The organism is Hyphomonas sp. UBA4494, assembly GCF_002388935.1.
Lineage (GTDB): Bacteria > Pseudomonadota > Alphaproteobacteria > Caulobacterales > Hyphomonadaceae > Hyphomonas.
On the sequence record NZ_DGNK01000030.1, the window covers coordinates 1 to 18,993 of the forward strand.

The following is an 18,993-nucleotide window of genomic DNA, read 5'->3' on the forward strand; positions in this document are numbered from 1 at the left end:
GCGGCATCGAGGCGGAGGCGGCCATGCTCGGCCAGCCGGTTTCGATGCTCATTCCCGAAGTGATTGGCTTCAAGCTGACCGGCAAGCTCAATGAAGGCGTGACCGCGACCGACATGGTGCTCACCGTCACCGAGATGCTCCGCAAGAAGGGCGTCGTCGGCAAGTTCGTCGAGTATTTCGGTAACGGCCTCGACAGTCTTTCGCTTGAAGACCGCGCGACCATTGCCAACATGGCGCCGGAATATGGCGCGACCTGTGGCTTCTTCCCGGTTGATGAGGACACCGTCAAATACCTCACCAATACCGGCCGTGACGCCGAACGTGTTGCCCTCGTCGAGGCCTATGCCAAGGCACAGGGCTACTGGCGTCCGGAACAGGCTGAGCCGATCTTCACTGATACGCTGGAACTTGACCTTGGCGCAGTTGTGCCGTCGATTTCCGGCCCGAAGCGTCCGCAGGATCGCGTCCTGCTGTCCGAAGGCGACACCGCCTTTGCCGAAGCCATGGCGAAGGAATTCAGCAAGGCAGCCGATGCCGCTGAACCAATCGCGGTCGAAGGCAAGGACTACACCGTCACGCATGGCGACGTGTTCATCGCGGCGATTACATCCTGTACGAACACGTCCAACCCGTCCGTTCTCATTGCTGCTGGCCTTGTGGCCAAGAAAGCGCGCGAATTGGGCCTGAACCGCAAGCCCTGGGTGAAGACATCCCTCGCGCCGGGCTCGCAGGTTGTCACTGACTATCTCGACAAGGCCGGCCTGTCGGATGAACTCGATGCGCTCGGGTTCAACCTCGTCGGATATGGTTGCACGACGTGTATCGGTAATTCCGGTCCACTCGAAGCCCCACTGGCGAAAGCGATCGCCGATGGCGATCTCGTGTCCTGTTCGGTGTTGTCGGGCAACCGTAACTTCGAAGGCCGGATCGGCCCGGACATCAAGGCCAACTATCTTGCCTCGCCACCGCTGGTCGTCGCCTATGCCATCGCAGGTTCGCTGCGCGTGAACCTGACCACGGATCCGCTGGGCAAGGACAAGAACGGCAATGACGTCTTCCTGAAAGACATCTGGCCAACCTCGCATGAGATTGCCGAGATCATGTCGAAAGCCGTGACGCCGCAGATGTTTGCCGAGCGCTATTCCGACGTCTTCAAGGGCGACGAGCACTGGCAGGGCATCGAAGTGTCCGGCGGCCAGACCTATAGCTGGCCCCCAGCCTCCACCTATGTTCAGAACCCGCCTTACTTTGAAGGCATGGGCCTGGATATCGACGCGCCGGCGGATGTCGAGAATGCGCGCGTCCTGGCACTGTTTGGTGATTCCATCACGACCGACCACATCTCTCCGGCCGGATCGATCAAGGCATCCAGCCCTGCTGGTGTGTACTTGCAGGAACACCAGGTCTCTCCGCTGGACTTCAACTCCTACGGCTCGCGCCGCGGCAACCATGAAGTCATGATGCGCGGCACCTTCGCCAACATCCGCATCAAGAACCAGATGGTTCCGGGTGTCGAAGGCGGCGTAACGGTACACTATCCGGACGCTGAGCAGATGCCGATCTATGATGCGGCCATGAAGTATGAAGCCGAAGGTACACCGCTGGTTGTGTTTGCTGGCGATCTTTACGGCAATGGGTCGTCCCGTGACTGGGCGGCCAAGGGTACGGTCCTGCTGGGCGTTCGCGCCGTCATCGCGGGCAGTTTTGAGCGGATCCACCGGTCAAACCTGATCGGCATGGGTGTTCTGCCACTCGAATTTGCTGACGGGGAGAGTGCCGCGTCGCTCGGCCTGACCGGTAAAGAGCAGGTGACCATCAAGGGAATCGATTCGATCAAGCCGCGCCAGACGCTCGCCGTGGAGATCACACGCGAAGACGGAACGAGCTTCACCGCCAATACGACGGTCCGCATCGATACCGAGAACGAACTCGACTATTACCGCAATGGCGGCATTCTGCACTATGTGCTGCGGAACCTCGCCCGCGCAGCAGCCTGAGAGGTTCGCGATTTCTGATCAGAAAGCCCCTGCAGCGTGCTGTGGGGGCTTTTTTGCAGCCCTCACATCCCTGTGACTGTCACGGGAGCGGAGTTGGCTCTATAAACTGGGACTGAAATGATACGAATTATGCTTTCCCTCCTGCTTGCCATGGAACTCATGGTGGCACCCGCCTTTGCCGAAGGTCCGGTATTGGTGGAGCTGTTTGCGTCCCAGAATTGCCGCGCCTGCCCAAAAGCCCACAAAACGTTGAAGGCGGTGAATGCCGAGCGCGATGACCTGCTCGTGCTGACCTGGTCCGTCGACTATTGGGACTATCTTGGCGACAAGGACCCGATGGCGATGACGGAGTCCAAGGATCGACAGCGGGGCTATACAGATCGCTTCCGATTGCGCGGCCCTTATACGCCGCAAACGGTTTATAATGGACAGGAACAATGCGCAGGCAACAAGCGCCAATATGTCGAGCGGGCGCTTGCGAAGATTCAGGACAAGTCAGATTTCGATGTCCAACTTGTGCGTACCGGCGACAAAATTCGTCTGTCGGGGCAAGTGCCGGATCTGGCTGATATCTGGCTTGTTGATTACCTGTCCGGTGAAGCCAACACGACCGATATGCTTCATCCGGTTACGCGGGTATCTGCACTTGGGCCATGGTTGGGAAATCCAGTCGAACTCAGTGTTCCGCATTGTGAGTCTGGTTGTGCGATTATTGTCCAGGAAGCTGGTTTCGGCCCCGTTCTCGAAACAATGGTGATCGCGCCCTGATCAGGGCTGGGCAGGCTGTCCGGTCTCGATAGCCATGACCGGCGCTCTCACAATTGAGGACACGCGCGGCGTGAATTCATTCCAGTCATACTCTGCCAGCTGATAGGCCCAGCCTTCGGCCTTGTCATTGATCGTGCTGCCGCGATGGGCGCCTTCGCCGGCTTCAATGGCCCGCAGGGTCACGAAATACCCATCAGGCTCCCTGAAAGCGCGAAGCTCGACTTCCAACCCGTCATGGGTCTCGGTGATATGGCGCGCGACAGTTCGCGTTTGCAGTTTGCTGGCTGGCTTCACCCCAATGGGTGCAAACCGCGTCAGGGCGAGGGCGGGCGTCGAGGCAGCAAGACGGCTGACCAATCTGAAGTCCTGAAAAGGCGGACCAGGGACAAAGCTGCGGTCGCTCGATCCGACAGAGCGCTGCAAATACAGACTTTCGCCCATGGAATCGAAGAGTCTCACGGCCGATATGGCGTCTGAATTGATATCCAGAATATCGAAATCGAGCCAAGCGTCATGACTATAGAGTGGCGGCAGGTCTCCATTGACCTGAAAGGCCTGTTCCTCGCTTGGCAGGCGACCATAGACGCGGCTGTCCTTGCGCCCCGTAATCAGGGCGGCCGTGATCTTGCCATCCTCATCAAGAATTTCGACCAATGCACCAGTGCCGCCATCTCGCGGGTCACCAAGACCGATACGATTCAGCTTGTCGGGATCGCGCGTGCGCCCTTCGCCCCAGCTCAGGCCTTCAAGGCCTGTTGCAAGTTCCGCAAGCCGGTCGGGGCGGATGGGATAACCGTCCCGGCCTCCCATTCTCCAGCCATCCTGCGTGTTGGCCAGCGTGTAGGCTTCATCAGACAAGGTCACACGAATCTCGCTGGCATCGGCGCGAATGGCGGCAAAATCGGGGATCACCCGCTGGCCGTCGCGTTCAGACGACCGCGCAGATGGGCCGTGAAGACTATGGGCAGTAAATGTCAGTGCAGTCAGGCCAATCGCAATGCCTCCCATAATCTGGAGACGACGAATCCGCTGTTTTGATCTCACATCGCTCATGCTGTCGCCTTCCGCTTCTGGCGATACCAGACGAATAGTCCGATTAAACAGACCAGAAATGGGCCGCCCCAGATATTGATGGCTTTGAGCGTGCCTTCGAGACGGTCGATGTCGCGCCGGTAGTTGCGCTCGATTTCCCGCAATTGGGCGCGCAACTCGACGATCTTCTGGCGGAGGTCCAAAAGTTCCGTACGCTCGGCTTCGGTCAGATCGGCCTCGAGGTCGCCAGAGAAAAATCCATCTGTTGCACCGATGGCCTGCAACTCTTCCAATCGCGCCTGCGCCGTCTGGAGATTGTCCTGCAGAGCTGATTGCTGGCGGAAATAAATCGCTTCGGCATTTTCCCGCATACGGTCTATTCGCTCCATGCGGCGCAGGCTGGGCGCACGCGACCGGAGGCGTGAGAGTTCTCCACTCCCAGCCAGTGCGTCCAACGCATTCAGGACCAGCGCGCCATTGTCGGCAACTACGATCTGTTCGTTGGGAATTATGTAGAAGTCATCTGCAATGAAATCGACATCAGCGACGAGGACGATTTGTGCATCGGTTTCACTTTGCGAAATGTGGGGCAGGGCCGCGGCGGCTTCAGCGCGAGCGATCTCTGCCAGCATTGGATCGGACGGTTCATCGAAAGCCGGCGCACCTTGCGGGAAGGCCGTGCTCAGCCTGCCGGACAGTCTTGCGGCTAGGACGAGCGGGGCTGGCTCAGTTTGATACTGACGCAGCACCTGCTGGGGCGCCATGTCGGTGATGGCGTCCGATGCATCAATGAAGGAAGGGCTTGGCCCTGTGGAGAGCAAGGGCGTCATCTCAAGCGTCGCGGCCAAGTCTTCAGTAGAGAAAGCTCCCGGTGCGCCGAAATTGACTGCTCGGCTGAGGTCTGCGGTAATCAGGTCATCCTGATTCATGTCTCCGGCTGGTATGCCGAGAAACAGCGGATGCGCCAGTTCCTCTATGCGTCCGCCACCGGTATCGACCGGAACGGGCAGGGCGCTGGCGGCGTCAGCGACTGCGGCGGTCGACAGTTCCACACCCCAGGCATCTCCCCAAGCCATGAGGGAGGAGGACGTGGCCGCGTCACTCATGTTGAACGGACCCGTGCTTGCGACCGTCTTGGCGGCGGGGTCCACGAGAAACACGGCGCGACCTGTTCGCAGGATAAACTGATCGATCAGCCATTCCTGGCGCGGGGAGAGGAGTGGCGGCTGAGCGATGAGCAAGACATCCAGGTCTTCCGGCAATGACTGAAAGGTCTCCGCGATTGGTTCGACATCGAACGATTTGTGTATGTCGCGCAGGAGCGTGTACCCGCCTTCTCCTCCGGGTGCGGTCATGCCGGGCAGGGAAGACAGGATCCCGACTCTGGGCGGGTCTGGATCGTCCAGCCTCGCAACCATACGGGTCAGGTCATATTCAAGTGTCACCTCCCGTTCCGGTGCGAGGAAGGGAATGACCCGCTGGTCGTCAATTGAGTTGCGACCGATGATGCCGAAATAGAGCGGATCACTGCCGTTTGTATCGATCGCAGTGATGCCCGCGGCGAGCGCCTGGTCTTCGGCTGGGGAGAAGGGAAGAGGGTCAATCTCTGTCACGCGGACTTTACCACCTGACTGACTCTCATAGACTTGCAGCAATTCGCGTACACGCGCGGCATAGGCGCGGATGGCCGGGAAATCCTGCCCGGCGCTACGTGTGTAGACAAAAGTCAGATCGACTGGTTCTGCCACGGTCTTCAATGTCGACTTTGTCGCGTCCGAGAGTGTGTAGAGATTGTTCTCGGTAAAATCGATGCGCGCGCCAGTGAAGACCTTCTGTACAAGAAGGTTTGCCGCAACGAAAATGATTGCCGTGAGCGCTGTTGCGATGATGAGGTAGTGTTTCGCCTTCATGTCAGCCGAGCCTCTGACGAGATGCCCACAGGCCGTTGAGGATGGTCCACAGCGTCATGAAGCCGACGAAGAACAGCACAGCGCGCAATTCCAGCACGCCGCGCTGCGCAGCCTCAAAATGCGACAGGAATGAGAACTGGGCCACCAGGTCGGCAAGGCCCGCGCCGAACAGGCTCTTCACACCGGACAAGACGAGGGGCCATCCAGCGGCTGTGAACACGAAGGCCACGACAACACTCATAACAAAGGCGGTGACCTGACTGCGGGTGAGGGCGGAGATAGCGGCCCCAATGGAGAGGTAGGAGCCAGCCATCAGAAGGCTGACAAAATAGGTCAGCGCGATGGCAGCATTGTCCGGATTGCCGAGATAATTGACGGTGATCCACATCGGTAGCGTCAGGACCAGCCCGACAGCCGCGACGGTCCATGCGGCGCAGAGCTTTCCCAGCACCAGGCCCGGCATGCCGAGGGGCAGGGAAAGCAGCAGCTCGTCGGTTCCGGCACTGGTTTCATCTGCCCAGAGGCGCATGGCGAGCGCTGGCAGGAAGATCATGTAGATCCAGGGATGCCAGACGAAGAAGGGGGACAGGTCTGCAGTGCCTGTATCAAAGAAGCGGGCGGCCTCCCATGTGAACATGCCGATCGAAAGCAGGAAAACCGCGAGGAAAACATAGGCCATTGGCGTTGCGAAGTATGCGCCAAGCTCACGCCGGAAGGTCGGCAGGAAACTGTCGAATTGTTGACGGAACCGGTTCATGCGGATTCGGCCTCCGCCTGGTCGGTCAGCCGCGTAAAGGCGCTTTCAAGCGTGCCATCTGCAGATTGCTTCAGCAGGCCCTCGGGCGTCTCGTCGGCTACGATACGGCCGCGGTCTACCACAATGGCGCGGGTACACATGGCCGGAACTTCGGTCAGCGTGTGCGTAGATATGACGATCGCCTTGCGCGGGGCCATGCGGGCGATCAGGGCGCGCACAGCCCGCTTCTGGTTGGGGTCGAGGCCATCGGTGGGCTCATCCAGCAGCAAGACGGGCGGATCATGCAGGATGGCCCCGGCCAGGCCGACACGGCGACGATAGCCCTTGGACAGCGATCCGATCCTTTGTCCGCAAACGGTGGAAATACGAGAGTCCGCAATGGCGCGTTCGATTGCTGATTTACGCTCAGACCGGGGGAGGGACCGGGCGGCCGCCATAAAGGCGAGGAATTCCGGCGGGGTCATGTCGTCATATAGCGGCGCGCCTTCGGGCAGGTAACCCAAAGCGGCCTGCGCCTCGCGACGGGCTGAGACGATTGACTTGCCGTCAATCGTCGCATCGCCGGAGTCCGGCTCCAATACACCCGCAATCATACGCATAGTGGTCGATTTGCCCGCCCCATTCGGGCCGAGAAAACCGAGCACGGTTCCCTTTTCTACGGTGAAGGACAGGCCCTGCACGGCCCGCTTTTCACCAAAGGATTTTTCCAGCTTCTGAATGTCCAGCATTCTTCGCGACAGATCCTTTCCCGGGAGCCTCGTGATACCGTTCTTCGGCGAGTCTGGCCAGTGGCCTAAAGTAGAAGCGACCCGCTCTATGCGGAGAAGCGGCGTACCTCGTCCAGCACCGCCTGCGCAGCGGCTGCCACGATCTTTCCGCCGTCTTCCACATTCGATTGCGTGGGGTCCGATCCGATACGGCCATCCGGGAAGTCGCGGCGATATTGCACGGCATCACCAATCTTGCCGTTCGGGGCGATTTTTGGCGTCATTTCCACATCTGTGCGGGCATGATCGGGGTAGCCGTAATATGTCACCGAAACTTCCGATGCGGTGGCGTGGCTGCCATGACCGACCGGGTAGAGCTGGTTGCACAAGGACATGACGGATTTGAAATCCCACCAGTCGCGACGTTTCAAACTCAGGCCGTGACGATTGTCCTCGCCGCGCGGGTCAAAGCTGCGCCGGGCGTGAATTTCAGAGAAGGCCGCTTCAATCGTGGCGATGTTTCCTCCATGGCCGTTCAGCCAGTAGATACGCTCAAAGCCGTGCCGCATCAGGCTTTCGGTCCAGTCCGCCATTGCAGCGATCATGGTTGAGGGGCGCAACGTGATCGTGCCGGGAAAGCCGAGATGGTGCTGGGCACAGCCGACACTGAAGGTTGGGCCGACCAGCATGTCCTCCGGCGCTAGCTTTTCGGCTTCGCGGGCAATGATTTCAGGGCACAGCGCATCCGTCCCGATGAAACCATTCGGCCCGTGCTGCTCCATGGAGCCAATCGGGATGACGATGGTCTTGGACGTCTTCAGCCAGGTTTCGATGTCAGTCCAGGTCGAAACGGGAAGCAGCATGCATTCAGTCCTTTCTGGGGGCAATCCGGCGCGTGATGTGTCCCATCTTGCGGCCGGGTCGGGCGTCTCTCTTTCCATACAGGGTCAGAGTCTCATCGGCGTTCAGCTTCGTCGGGTCAACCAAGCCTTCATTGCCGATCAGATTTCGCATCTCTGCGTCATGGAGGCGGCGGGTATCGCCGAGGGGCCAGCCGCAGATGGCGCGAATATGCTGTTCGAACTGGCCTGTCTGGCAGGCTTCCGGTGTCCAATGACCGGAATTGTGAACCCTTGGGGCGAACTCGTTGGCCAGAAGCGTCCCGTCTGAAAGTACAAAGAATTCAAGGGCGAGGACGCCGACATGGTCGAGGGCGTCGACCAGTTTCATGGCCTTTTCGCGGGCTTCGGTTTCAACGGCTTTGCTGAGACCGGATGGCGCGACCGACCGGGCCAGAATGCCGTCTTCATGCATGTTGCGTGGGGGTGCCCAACTCAGCGTTTGACCGGCGCTGGAACGGGCGACAATGACTGAAATTTCACACTCGAAGGGGATGGCTGCTTCCAGCACTGCTGGGGCCTCTCCAATGGCGGACCATGCCGCCTGGGCCTCATCAGCCGCACGGACCCAAGTTTGCCCCTTGCCATCGTATCCATCGCGGCGAGTCTTCAGCACGCCCGTGCCCCCGACACGCTTCAGGGCAGGAGGAATGTTACCTGCCGACTCAATGACTTCGTAGGGCGCTGTTGGAATGCCGATCCGGTTCAGGAATGCCTTCTCTTCGGCGCGGTCCTGCGAGATGGCGAGAGATCTGGGCCCGGGATGCACCGCGACTCCGCATGACGCAATCAGGTCTGTTGCTTCGACCGGGATGTTCTCGAACTCGAGTGTGACGACGTCGCAGGATTTTGCGAATTCACGCATTGCATCGGCGTCGAGGTAATCGGCATTCCAAGTCTTGCGCGCACCGCGCGACGCCGGGGAGTCCGTTTCCGGGCAAAAAATGTGGACATCAAAGCCAAGCTGGTTCGCGGCGCTAGCCAGCATACGGCCGAGCTGGCCGCCGCCCAGTATCCCGATGGTGCGACCGGGCGCGATCATCGTCATGCCTCTGGAGACTCGCCAATCTTGTCCGTCTGGGCCTGGCGGAACGCATCCAGCTTGTCTGCGACGACAGGATCCTGAAGGGCGATGATCGACGCAGCCAGCAGTCCGGCATTCGTCGCGCCAGCCTCACCGATGGCCAGCGTGCCGACGGGCACACCTTTCGGCATCTGGACAATGGAAAGCAGGCTATCCATGCCGGACAAGGCCCGCGACTGAACTGGCACACCAAGCACGGGAAGGGGGGTCATCGACGCGGCCATGCCGGGCAGATGGGCAGCGCCGCCAGCGCCAGCGATAATGACCTTCATGCCGCGTCCGCGCGCGGATTTTGCATACTCAACCAATCGGTCAGGTGTGCGGTGGGCGGACACGATGCGGGTTTCGTGCGTAACACCCAGTTCCTCAAGGATCTCAGCGGCCAACCTCATGATTGGCCAGTCAGACTGGCTACCCATAATAATGCCGACCTGTGGGGAATCTGTGTCCGTCATGGGAAGCCTCGCCGCTGGAAAGCGCGCAACATAAGTAAGCGGGTTGCGGCGTCAACTGCCAGCGTGTTGGCTCACGCGGCAGGAATGACTGTATCTCGGCGTAATATTTGCTTAACCTTCCGACATGGCGGACGACTTCTACACTCCAAAGGCGACGGAACGATTGGCATTGCTGAATGTGCTGGGCGTTGACCTGTCAGCATTGGATTTCAGGGCCCGCGCCGCCATTGAAGCCCTGTGTGATGAAGTGTTGGTTTTGCGCGAAGACGCAGATGAGTTGCGAGACGCGCTTGATGAGGCGGTTTCACTCGCCGACAATGACGCACTGTGTCCCGTCTTCAACCGGCGGGCCTTCGAACGAGAGATCCGGCGTGAAATCGCCCTTGCGGCGCGGTTCCGAACACCGCTTTCGATGATCTATATCGATCTCGACCACTTCAAACAGGTCAATGACGTGTTCGGTCATGCGGCGGGCGATGAGGTGCTGATCCGTATCGCGGAGCTGTTGCTGCGCCATACGCGCGAGACCGATATCGTGGGCAGACTAGGCGGGGATGAATTCGGAATCGTTCTGGCGCAGGCCAATGTGGACGACAGCCGGCTGAAGGCAGAGCAGCTCACACATGAAGTCGACCAGCTGGTGGTGCGGAGTGATGGCGATGATGCCCATCCGGGAGTCCGGATCGGCGCGTCCTGTGGTGTGGTCGAATGGCAGGTGGGCCAGAACGCTGAAAGCTTGCTGGCACTGGCCGACCAGGCGATGTTCGCCCAGAAAGCGCGCAGGAAAACCAGCCAGCAGGCAGGTAAACAATAATTCACGCGTTTGAGCGCGATTCCGGGGGCCGCCCCCCGTGACGCCCCCAACCTCTTGTGATTTACTGTTGCCGTTAAGACACAACAACTTAACAGCAAGAAGGAGACTGCCATGTCGCTTAAAGGCCGGATCAATGAGCTCGCCAACAAGCACCGCAAACTCGACGAGATTATCCACGAGGAACAGAAACGACCGTCGGCAGATGCCCTTCGATTAAAACGCCTTAAGCGCGAAAAACTGCAGATCAAGCAACAGCTTCACGTGTTGGAAGCGAGCTAGGGCCTCGAAACCTCGCCTTCATCTTTGTGCCCTAGCCTGAATTTCAGCAGGCATAAGGAAAGCGCATGCGCGAGATTTTTGATCAGGAAAGAGCGATGACGCTTGGAGCCGTCAAACAGGCTACGGGCGTCCTCGCCATACTGTTCCTCATAGCCGCAGCGTTCGCTGTGCTATCAGGGTTGGGGCAGATCTTCAGCGGCCATGTCTTCCATGGAATCGGACGTATCGTCGCCAGTTTGGCTGTACTCGGCTTTCTTTACATCGTCGTACGCTTGTTGGCCGAAATTCTGGCAGCGCTACACCGGCTGAACGACCGTCTGTCCGTGGTCGGATATGACATCCGCACAAGGCGTAGCCGACCTGTCGCTGATCCAACAACAGATACCAGGGCCTAGGGGCTATGGCTCAGCCCGTCACGGTCATCCTGGGTCTCGGCCGTGAGGTTGGAGACGCTGTCGCACGTCGGTTCAGCAAGTTTGGTCATCATGTCGTCGCGGCTGACCCTTCTGATGACCGGATAGCCGCCTCACGTAACGCTGTGCCAGACGAAGTATTGCTCCATCATGGTGAGTTGCATACGCGGCTCGGTCTGCGCAACGCGCTAACCGTAGCGGTCGAGGCGTTTGGCCGAGTCGACAATCTGATCGTCATTCCGGATATTGAAGCTGCAGATTCACTGGAAGACTTCGCGCAGGAGAAATTCGACAAGGCGGTGGCCAAGGCCACACGCGGCGCGGCCTTGGCATTGAAGGTCTTTTCCGAACGGATTTCTGAGCAAGAAGACCTGCCTGAGTCTGGTGTTGAACGCATCCGCCAGAAGGGGGCCGTCACGTTCGTCCTGTCCTATTCGGCCATGGCAACCATGCCAGGACGGTTCACTGAGACGATTACCCAATCTGCCGTACTGGGTGTCATCAAGGCCGGCGCTGTCGAGCTGGCTGAACAACAAATACGCGTCAACGGCATCATCGCCATCCGCCCTCGGGAAGAGCGTATTGAAAGCTGGACAACCCGGCGCACCCCGCTGGGACGTGCCGCAATTGCTGACGAAATTGCAGATGCTGCCCGGTACCTGTCTTCTCCAGAAGCCGCCATTGTTACCGGCGAGCTGCTGAAGCTGGACGGTGGGCGCTCCAGCCTCGCCGGTATCCTCGACTAGGCGACGCTTACCAGATCGCTCAGTGTACCATTTTCCTGGCTTGTTTCGTACACAGCTACTGTTTCAACCGCATAGTCGCGGCTCAGTATGTTCGACACGGTGCGATACTCTGCGCGCGCCGTGTCTTTCGACAGGGTGACTATTGTGTAGCCACGATTGAACGGATCGTGCCAATTCACTTCCGGGTTTGCGTCGGCGAATTGTTCGCCCAGATCGGGGATTCCCTTAATGTAGGCGCCTGTGCCCGGTGAAGTGATCGAGGTGCACCCGAACTCGACGCCGCGTTTGCCGCCCTCGGCGTCATAGAGTGTGTTCACCCAGGCCGTGTGTGTGTCTCCGGCCAGTGTGATCAGTTTCGCATCTGCCGCAGCGGCGCCCGCGTAGAGCCGTTCGCGAGCAGCAGGGAACCCGGACCACGCATCCAGATTGAATGGCAGGCCCAGCGCTGAAAAGCCAACCATGGTCTGGACAAAGCCGTTGTCCTGCGCGGCGAGTTGTTCAGGTGTCAGAGTTTCCTGGAAATTTGGCAGTTTTGTCCGGGCCATAACGACCTGGTTGGCGAGAACCTGCCAGGCCTTGCCGCGCTCGACCGAGCTTTTGAGCTCGCCGGCCAGCCAGGCTTCCTGCTCTGATCCAAGCATGGTGCGGGCTGGATCATTGATTGTCTCCAGGGTCTCGGCGACGCGTTGCATCATGACGTCCTGGTCGGTAACGCCGGTGAGCGCATCAAACCAGCTGACATCGGGTGAGCGCCCCGTCAGGCGGCTTTCCAGGGCATGGATGGTGGCGACATCGCCAAAGGTGAAACTCCGCCAGACGGCGGATGAGATTTCACCCGCAGCGGGCTCGCGCAATGGAATCCACTCGAAGTAGGCCTGGATGGCAGCCTGTTTGCGATCCGACCAATCGCCTTCGCCTTCTTCAGGATTGTGATTCTGGGCGCCCGTCCGATAGGAATTGTTTGTGCTTTCATGATCATCCCATGTGCAAATCCATGGCGCGAGCGCATGTGCAGCCTGCAGGGCAGGGTCGCTCCTGTATTGCGCGTGGCGCATCCGGTAATCGGAGAGCGTGACCATCTCCGTGATCGGATCATGAACGCGGCCAATCTCGGTCGCCACTTCAGCTCCGTAACCATCCACGCCATATTCGTACAGATAGTCACCAAGATGAAGAATGACGTCGAGGTCTTCTTCCATCGACAACGCTTCATAGGCGTTGAAATATCCAAACTGCCAGTTTGAGCAGGAAACTACGCCCATGCGCACGGGGGCGTCCCCATGAAGCGCCGTTGTTTTCAGGCGACCTTCCGGCGAGTCGACATTGCCCGCTTCGGTCGCAACGCTGAAGGCGTAGGAATAGGCCTTGCCCGGCTTGAGCCCGGCAACGTCGACCTTCACGCAATAATCTCGCGATGCACTTGCCATAGCTGTGCCGGTGATAGGTGGGGCGGAGGGATTTTCGGGATCGGTAACGCTGTAGGAGACAGGGATCGGGCCAGTGCCGGTCTTGGGGGTGGCGCGGGTCCAGATAATGACCCGATCACTGAGTGGGTCACCGGATGCGACTCCATGGAGGAACTCAACCTCGCCTGCATATGGCGCCGGCTTTGGCGCAACATTGTTAGCCGTGGTTGCGCAGGCGGCAACACTCAGGGTTCCGGTAGCAGCAGCGCCCAGCAGGCCGCGTCGAGTGATCTTGGTCATGGTTCTCTCCCGTGTTCCGAACCTCCCCTAGTCCGGTCTGTTGACAATAGCATGACGATTGGACGGAAGTTCGTCTATAAGCGCGACAATGGACACCCTGAAAATTACCGCTACTGCTGACGATACCGGCACCCGGCTTGATACCTTCCTCGCCTCAAAGGCTGAGCAATTGTCGCGCTCGCGCGTGAAAGCGTTGATTCTTGAAGGCGCGGTTACGCTCGACGGGGAGGCCGAGCTGGACCCGAAGCGCAGTGCCGTCGCCGGTGCCAGCTATCTGATAAAGCTGCCGGAGCCTGTTCCTGCAATCCCAGACCCGGAAGACATTCCGCTCGATGTCCTGTTTGAGGACGAGCACCTGATCCTCATCAACAAGCCATCCGGTATGGCAGTCCACCCGGCACCCGGCAGCTGGGACGGCACATTGGTCAACGCGCTGCTCCATCATTGCCGGGGACAACTCTCGGGAATTGGCGGGGTAGAGCGGCCGGGCATTGTTCACCGGATCGACAAGCTGACGACCGGCGTTCTGGTCGCGGCCAAGACCGAGGCGGCGCATCTCGGCCTGTCTGAACTGTTCCAGAAACACGATATTGAACGCAAATACCTTGCGGTGACGCGCGGCGCGCCGCGGCCATTGTCGGGTACGGTGGACATGCCGATCGCCCGGTCCACTGCAGACCGGAAGAAGATGGCGGTGGTGCGTAACCCGGAAAGCGGTGTTGGCCGCAACGCCGTCACGCACTACCGGGCACTTGAAACGTTCGGGACCAGAGACAAGGGCACTCGGCTGCCTGCAGCGGCGCTGATGGAATGCCAGCTGGAAACTGGCCGGACCCACCAGATACGGGTGCATATGGCGCATATCGGCGCACCGCTGATTGGTGATCCGGTTTATGGACGTCACAAGGGGATTACAGTCCATGGGCAAAGCGATGCGCACATTGCGGGAACCAATGCGGCGCGCGCCTTTCCCCGTCAGGCCTTGCACGCCGCTGTGCTCGGCTTTGTACATCCCATAACGAAAGAGGCGCTTCGGTTCGAAGCGCCTCTTCCAGAAGACATGTCTGAGCTGATCGATGCGCTGCGAAGCCTGCCCATCGAAAAGTAACGAGTTTAGCCGCCGTCAGAATTCAGCGCGGCTTCTGATGTTACAACTGGCTCAAAATAGAGTTTCGAGGCTTGAAGGGTGACTTTGCCGATCTTGTCTGTATCGGCCTGGATTTTCACCGGAACGGTCGCACCATTTGGCAGGGGTGCGAGCCACATGCGTAGCGGGCCGTCGATGCCTGACAGATTGTCATTGTCAGACTTGTCCTTCTTGTAGCCAGCGACCTTTTCCATCGTGATGTGACACTCGATGGCTTCACCAGACCAAGCCTTCACATCAATCTGTTTCGTGCCGGCATTTTCAAGGTGCAGATAGGTCAGCTGGCGACCATCGAACAGACGGATCGGACCGCCGCACGGGTCAGCACCTGGCGCGCGGGGCTCGAGCGCGAATGTGATGAGCGCGGTAATCGGGTCATTCGTCTTGAGGACCTGCTCAACCGTGGCCGGGGGCTCGCCCAGATTCCCGAAGACCGGATTGGCAGTCATCGAAAAATCGTCATCCGTGATTGTCAGATTGACCCGGCGGTTCTTTTTACCGTCCCGGTTCTGCGACACGTAATTATAGGTCTTCAGCTCGTCGCCGCGCGTATAGCCGGAGGCCTGCAGGTGCATGTCGTAATTCACGAACCAGTCGGCGATGCCGGTCACCTTGACGCGTGATTTGATATTGTAGGTATCGGGGCGCATCTCGACATCGAAATGGGCCCGGCCGGTTGCCGGGATGAACAGGACATAGGCTTTCGCCTCCAGTTCATAGACCATGCGTGTGGCCTCACCGGCCTTAACATTGGCAAGGACAGCGGGGGCCGCACTGCTTGGGGCCGTATCGGCAGCTGAAAAACCAGCGAGGGCGAGTCCTGCAGCAGAGGCAAGAAGGAAAGCGCGTTTCATCTGAACCAGAATCCTTTCCGGAGCACTAGGTTACAACATCCCCTATACCCCGTCTTCTCCAACACCACCTGAACAGCCATGCCCTGATCATGCCTCATTCGGATGGGGTTTGCATTCAACAAGTATGACAGCGGATGACACCTGCAACCGGAAAACTGCCGAAATGCCTGATCCTCAGAGTTGACACGGGGGCCATCTGCCCTGTAACGACGCGCCTTCGAGATCCCTATAGACCTATTCGGAGCGAGGCCATGTCCCGCGAATGTGAACTTACCGGCACCAAGCCGATGACTGGCCACAATGTGAGCCACTCGCAAATGAAAACCAAGCGGATTTTCCGCCCTAACCTCGTACAGGTTACGCTGCATTCCGATGCACTGGGCCAGAATTTCCGCATGCGCATTGCGGCGAAAGCCCTGCGCACTGTCGACAAACTCGGCGGCCTGGATGCGTTCCTGGCGAAGGCAAAGGAAGATGCCCTGTCTTCCAAGGCCCTGAAGATCAAGCGCGACATCGAAAAGAAAGCTGTCGCCTAAGGTCTGGCCCTTTTGGGCTGATGAGATTTGAAAGCGCGCGCGGCACAGGCTGCGCGCGCTTTTTTACGTCCATAATCTGGCAGCGGGCGCCCGTGCGTGCCACACATGGTCCCGTCTTGGAGGGAATGTGATCATGCGGGTATTCGGTTTTGCACTGGCGTTGGGGGTTCTGGCAGCATGCCAGCCGGGCGGGGCTCCGCAATCTGAAACGGATGAGACGCAAGCGCTTACCGTCTTTACCGGGGGCACAATTTACACCGGGGTCGCTGACCAGCCCACCGCTGACGCGGTGGTCGTCGGGCCTGATGGCCGGATCGTTGCCATTGTGCCGCCCGCCTCGGCCGACTGGAGCGAAGACGAGGTCACGATTGTTGATCTCGGAGGCGCAGTCATGTTTCCGGGATTCACCGATGCCCATGCGCACCTGATGGGGATTGGCCAGCGCGAACTGACGCTTAACCTGGAAGGCACCGCCTCCGTAGATGAACTTGTCACCCGCACCGAGGCAGAGATCCAGGGCAAGGCTCCTGGCGAAATCCTGTTCGGGCGCGGCTGGATCGAGACCGGCTGGCCGGAAGGGCGCATGCCCTCCGCCGCAGACCTCGACGCGGTCAGTCCAGATAATCCGGTGATCTATACGCGCGCGGATGGCCATGCCCTCGTGGCCAACACGTCCGCGCTGAAGGCGGCCGGCATTTACGATCTGACCGAAGACCCTTCGGGCGGCCGGGTGGAGCGGGATGACAGCGGCAAAGCGACGGGCATTGTGATCGACAATGCGATGGGCCCTGTCTTCCAGCTGCTTGCGGCCCCAACGGAAGAAGATGTCGAGACGGCCCTGGAGGTTGGCGCCAATACCTATGCCAGCCGGGGCTGGACGGGCGTTCACAATATGAGCGTCAGCGCATCCCAGGCGCCCATCATGGCCCGCCTCGACGGGGAAGGGCGCCTGCCGCTGCGCGTTTACAATGCCTTCGACGTGGACGCCTTCGAAGTGGCGGAGTCCCGGAAGTTCGAGACTGACACAGTCACAAATCGTGCTGTGAAACTCTATATGGACGGCGCCCTTGGCAGCCGGGGCGCCCTGTTGATCGCACCCTATTCAGACCAGCCGGACACCAATGGTCTCTCCTTGCTCGATACGGAGTCGCTCCACGACTTGATGATGAAAGCCAAGGGCGCAGACGTCCAGTTGGCCATCCATGCCATTGGGGACCTTGCGAACCGGCACATTCTCGAAACCTTCGAGGCGCTGGGGAATGGCGATGAGCTACGCTGGCGGATTGAACATGCGCAGATCTTTGCGCCGCAGGATGTCGCGCGCGTCGGAGAGCTGGGCCTGATTGCCTCCATGCAGCCATCTCATGCGATTGGCGATTTGAAGTTCGCCCCCTCACGTCTCGGTCTGGACCGGTTGGCCGGCGCATATGCCTGGCAGGACATGCTGGCCGGGGGCGCCGTGGTTGCTGGCGGCTCGGATGCACCGGTTGAAGTCGGCTCACCCCTGATCGAGTTTTATGCGGCGGTGGCCCGGCAGGACCTCGACGGCAATGCGGGGGAGGGATGGCATCCTGAACAGGCCCTCTCGCGAGACGAGGCGTTGGCCCTGTTCACGTCCGCGGCCGTCTTCGCAGCTTTCCAGGAGGATGACCTCGGCACAATCGAAGTCGGCAAGATCGCGGATTTCTCCGTCTTCGACCGGGATTTGATGACGATCCCTGCCGCCGAAATCCTTGAGGCACAGGCCCGGATGACCATCATTGGGGGCGAAATCGTGTGGCAAGCTGCTGAATGAGTTGCCGCGCGGCGCACCAAACCCACATTTGACCCTATGTCACGCTTGGCGGAAGCGTCAGGTGTGATAGGTCCATCAATGCAATAGATGACGAGACGGATGCCATGACTGTGATGAGTGATACCGATGTGCTGGAAGGCATGGAGCCGATCGAAGAAATCAATGTCCGCGAGGTATTCGGCCTCGATACGGACATGGTCGTGCATGGGTTCAAGACACGCACGGAATATGTGCCTGCGATCGACGAGGCCTATCGCTTCGATCCGCAGACGACAATGGCGATCCTGGCTGGATTTCAGCACAATCGCCGCGTCATGGTGCAGGGCTATCACGGCACAGGGAAATCGACCCATATCGAACAGGTGGCCGCGCGCCTGAACTGGCCGATGATCCGGGTCAATCTCGACAGCCATGTCAGCCGGATCGACATGGTCGGCAAGGATGCCATTGTCCTGAAGGATGGCGCGCAGATCACCGAATTCCGCGAAGGCATCCTGCCTTGGGCCTTGCAGCGCCCTGTGGCGATCACGTTCGACGAGTATGATGCCGGCCGGCCGGACGTGATGTTCGTGATCCAGCGCGTGCTGGAAGCTAGCGGCAAGCTGACCCTGCTCGACCAGAATCGCGTCATCGAGCCAAATCCGTATTTCCGCCTGTTCGCCACGACCAACACGGTCGGCCTCGGCGATACGACCGGCCTCTATCACGGCACGCAACAGCTGAACCAGGGCCAGATGGACCGGTGGAGCATCGTGACCACGCTGAACTATCTGGAACATGATGCTGAAGTGGAGATCGTGAAGTCCAAGGCCACGGGCGTGGATGATGACACGCTCGCCAAGATGGTGACGCTGGCCGACCTGACCCGGAACGCGTTCATGAGCGGCGACCTCTCCACAGTGATGAGCCCGCGGACCGTGATCACATGGGCTGAAAACTTCGCCATCTTTGGTGATCTTGGCCATGCGTTCCGGATGACGTTCCTGAACAAGTGCGACGAGCTGGAGCGGCCTCTGGTGGCAGAAATGTACCAGCGCTGCTTCGCCGAGGAACTGCCTGAAAGCGCCCTCATGGTGAGGGTCGCCTGAGCCGGA

Annotated in this window: 19 protein-coding genes; 10 read left to right on the plus strand and 9 right to left on the minus strand. The window is 59.5% G+C overall.

All coding sequences use genetic code 11. The annotated features are described in order from the left end of the window. Positions 1-1,997: aconitate hydratase AcnA (gene acnA / locus B2P82_RS10810; RefSeq protein ID WP_290497022.1), on the plus strand; the 1,997-nt coding region annotated here is incomplete at its 5' end. Positions 1,998-2,126: 129 nt separating this feature from the next. After that, positions 2,127-2,765 (plus strand): DUF1223 domain-containing protein, encoded by a 639-nt coding sequence (locus B2P82_RS10815; protein WP_290497023.1) that lies wholly within the window; start codon positions 2,127-2,129, stop codon positions 2,763-2,765. Here B2P82_RS10815 and B2P82_RS10820 read toward each other — a convergent pair whose 3' ends face one another. The 7 genes from B2P82_RS10820 to purE form a co-directional block, all read right to left on the minus strand. Continuing rightward, positions 2,766-3,818: a DUF4340 domain-containing protein gene (locus B2P82_RS10820; RefSeq protein ID WP_290497024.1), complete on the minus strand. Its 1,053-nt coding sequence runs from the start codon at positions 3,816-3,818 to the stop codon at positions 2,766-2,768. Continuing rightward, a complete protein-coding gene (locus tag B2P82_RS10825; protein WP_290497025.1) occupies positions 3,815-5,707 on the minus strand; it encodes a Gldg family protein in 1,893 nt (630 codons plus the stop codon). Before B2P82_RS10825 ends, B2P82_RS10820 begins: the two co-directional genes overlap by 4 nt. 1 nt (position 5,708) lies before the next feature. Beyond that, positions 5,709-6,464: an ABC transporter permease subunit gene (locus tag B2P82_RS10830; RefSeq protein WP_051608033.1), complete on the minus strand. Its 756-nt coding sequence runs from the start codon at positions 6,462-6,464 to the stop codon at positions 5,709-5,711. Further along, complete coding sequence (locus tag B2P82_RS10835; protein ID WP_034817328.1) at positions 6,461-7,192, minus strand: ABC transporter ATP-binding protein; 732 nt, start codon at positions 7,190-7,192, stop codon at positions 6,461-6,463. Before B2P82_RS10835 ends, B2P82_RS10830 begins: the two co-directional genes overlap by 4 nt. A gap of 86 nt (positions 7,193-7,278) precedes the next feature. Further along, the gene (locus B2P82_RS10840; protein WP_290480352.1) at positions 7,279-8,034 is read right to left on the minus strand and encodes a creatininase family protein; all 756 of its coding nucleotides are present in this window, start codon (positions 8,032-8,034) and stop codon (positions 7,279-7,281) included. A 4-nt stretch (positions 8,035-8,038) separates the two neighbouring features. Beyond that, on the minus strand, positions 8,039-9,118 hold the full coding sequence (locus tag B2P82_RS10845) for a 5-(carboxyamino)imidazole ribonucleotide synthase (RefSeq protein WP_290497026.1): 1,080 nt from the start codon (positions 9,116-9,118) through the stop codon (positions 8,039-8,041). Further along, positions 9,115-9,609 carry a 5-(carboxyamino)imidazole ribonucleotide mutase gene (gene purE, locus B2P82_RS10850; protein WP_206991842.1) on the minus strand — a complete coding sequence of 165 codons (495 nt, stop codon included), beginning with the start codon at positions 9,607-9,609 and terminating at the stop codon, positions 9,115-9,117. Before purE ends, B2P82_RS10845 begins: the two co-directional genes overlap by 4 nt. 124 nt (positions 9,610-9,733) lie before the next feature. Between purE and B2P82_RS10855 the strand changes: the two genes are divergently transcribed. From B2P82_RS10855 to B2P82_RS10870, 4 genes are all read left to right on the plus strand, one after another. Next, complete coding sequence (locus B2P82_RS10855; RefSeq protein ID WP_206991843.1) at positions 9,734-10,423, plus strand: GGDEF domain-containing protein; 690 nt, start codon at positions 9,734-9,736, stop codon at positions 10,421-10,423. A gap of 111 nt (positions 10,424-10,534) precedes the next feature. Continuing rightward, positions 10,535-10,702, plus strand: a complete 168-nt coding sequence (locus B2P82_RS10860; protein ID WP_034817340.1) for a YdcH family protein — start codon at positions 10,535-10,537, stop codon at positions 10,700-10,702. A 65-nt stretch (positions 10,703-10,767) separates the two neighbouring features. Further along, positions 10,768-11,097, plus strand: coding sequence for a hypothetical protein (locus B2P82_RS10865; protein ID WP_290497027.1), 330 nt, complete (start codon positions 10,768-10,770; stop codon positions 11,095-11,097). A 5-nt stretch (positions 11,098-11,102) separates the two neighbouring features. Continuing rightward, the gene (locus tag B2P82_RS10870; protein ID WP_206991845.1) at positions 11,103-11,861 is read left to right on the plus strand and encodes an SDR family oxidoreductase; all 759 of its coding nucleotides are present in this window, start codon (positions 11,103-11,105) and stop codon (positions 11,859-11,861) included. On the opposite strand, the gene B2P82_RS10875 is transcribed toward B2P82_RS10870, so the two are convergent. Continuing rightward, positions 11,858-13,567, minus strand: coding sequence for an alkaline phosphatase D family protein (locus B2P82_RS10875; protein WP_290497028.1), 1,710 nt, complete (start codon positions 13,565-13,567; stop codon positions 11,858-11,860). The genes B2P82_RS10870 and B2P82_RS10875 overlap by 4 nt on opposite strands. An 88-nt stretch (positions 13,568-13,655) precedes the next feature. Here B2P82_RS10875 and B2P82_RS10880 point away from each other — a divergent pair, with 88 nt between their 5' ends. Further along, the gene (locus B2P82_RS10880) at positions 13,656-14,675 is read left to right on the plus strand and encodes an RluA family pseudouridine synthase (protein ID WP_290497029.1); all 1,020 of its coding nucleotides are present in this window, start codon (positions 13,656-13,658) and stop codon (positions 14,673-14,675) included. Between the two features lie 5 nt (positions 14,676-14,680). On the opposite strand, the gene B2P82_RS10885 is transcribed toward B2P82_RS10880, so the two are convergent. Next, the gene (locus B2P82_RS10885; RefSeq protein WP_206991848.1) at positions 14,681-15,568 is read right to left on the minus strand and encodes a DUF3108 domain-containing protein; all 888 of its coding nucleotides are present in this window, start codon (positions 15,566-15,568) and stop codon (positions 14,681-14,683) included. Between the two features lie 251 nt (positions 15,569-15,819). On the opposite strand from B2P82_RS10885, the gene rpmB reads away from it, so the two are divergent. The 3 genes from rpmB (at position 15,820) to cobS (ending at position 18,987) form a co-directional block, all read left to right on the plus strand. Continuing rightward, entirely contained in the window at positions 15,820-16,104 is a 285-nt protein-coding gene (gene rpmB, locus B2P82_RS10890) for a 50S ribosomal protein L28 (protein WP_034817354.1), read from the plus strand. Positions 16,105-16,237: 133 nt separating this feature from the next. After that, positions 16,238-17,899 carry an amidohydrolase gene (locus tag B2P82_RS10895; protein WP_290497030.1) on the plus strand — a complete coding sequence of 554 codons (1,662 nt, stop codon included), beginning with the start codon at positions 16,238-16,240 and terminating at the stop codon, positions 17,897-17,899. Positions 17,900-18,003: 104 nt separating this feature from the next. Beyond that, positions 18,004-18,987, plus strand: coding sequence for a cobaltochelatase subunit CobS (gene cobS / locus B2P82_RS10900; protein ID WP_290497031.1), 984 nt, complete (start codon positions 18,004-18,006; stop codon positions 18,985-18,987). Positions 18,988-18,993: the final 6 nt, after the last annotated feature.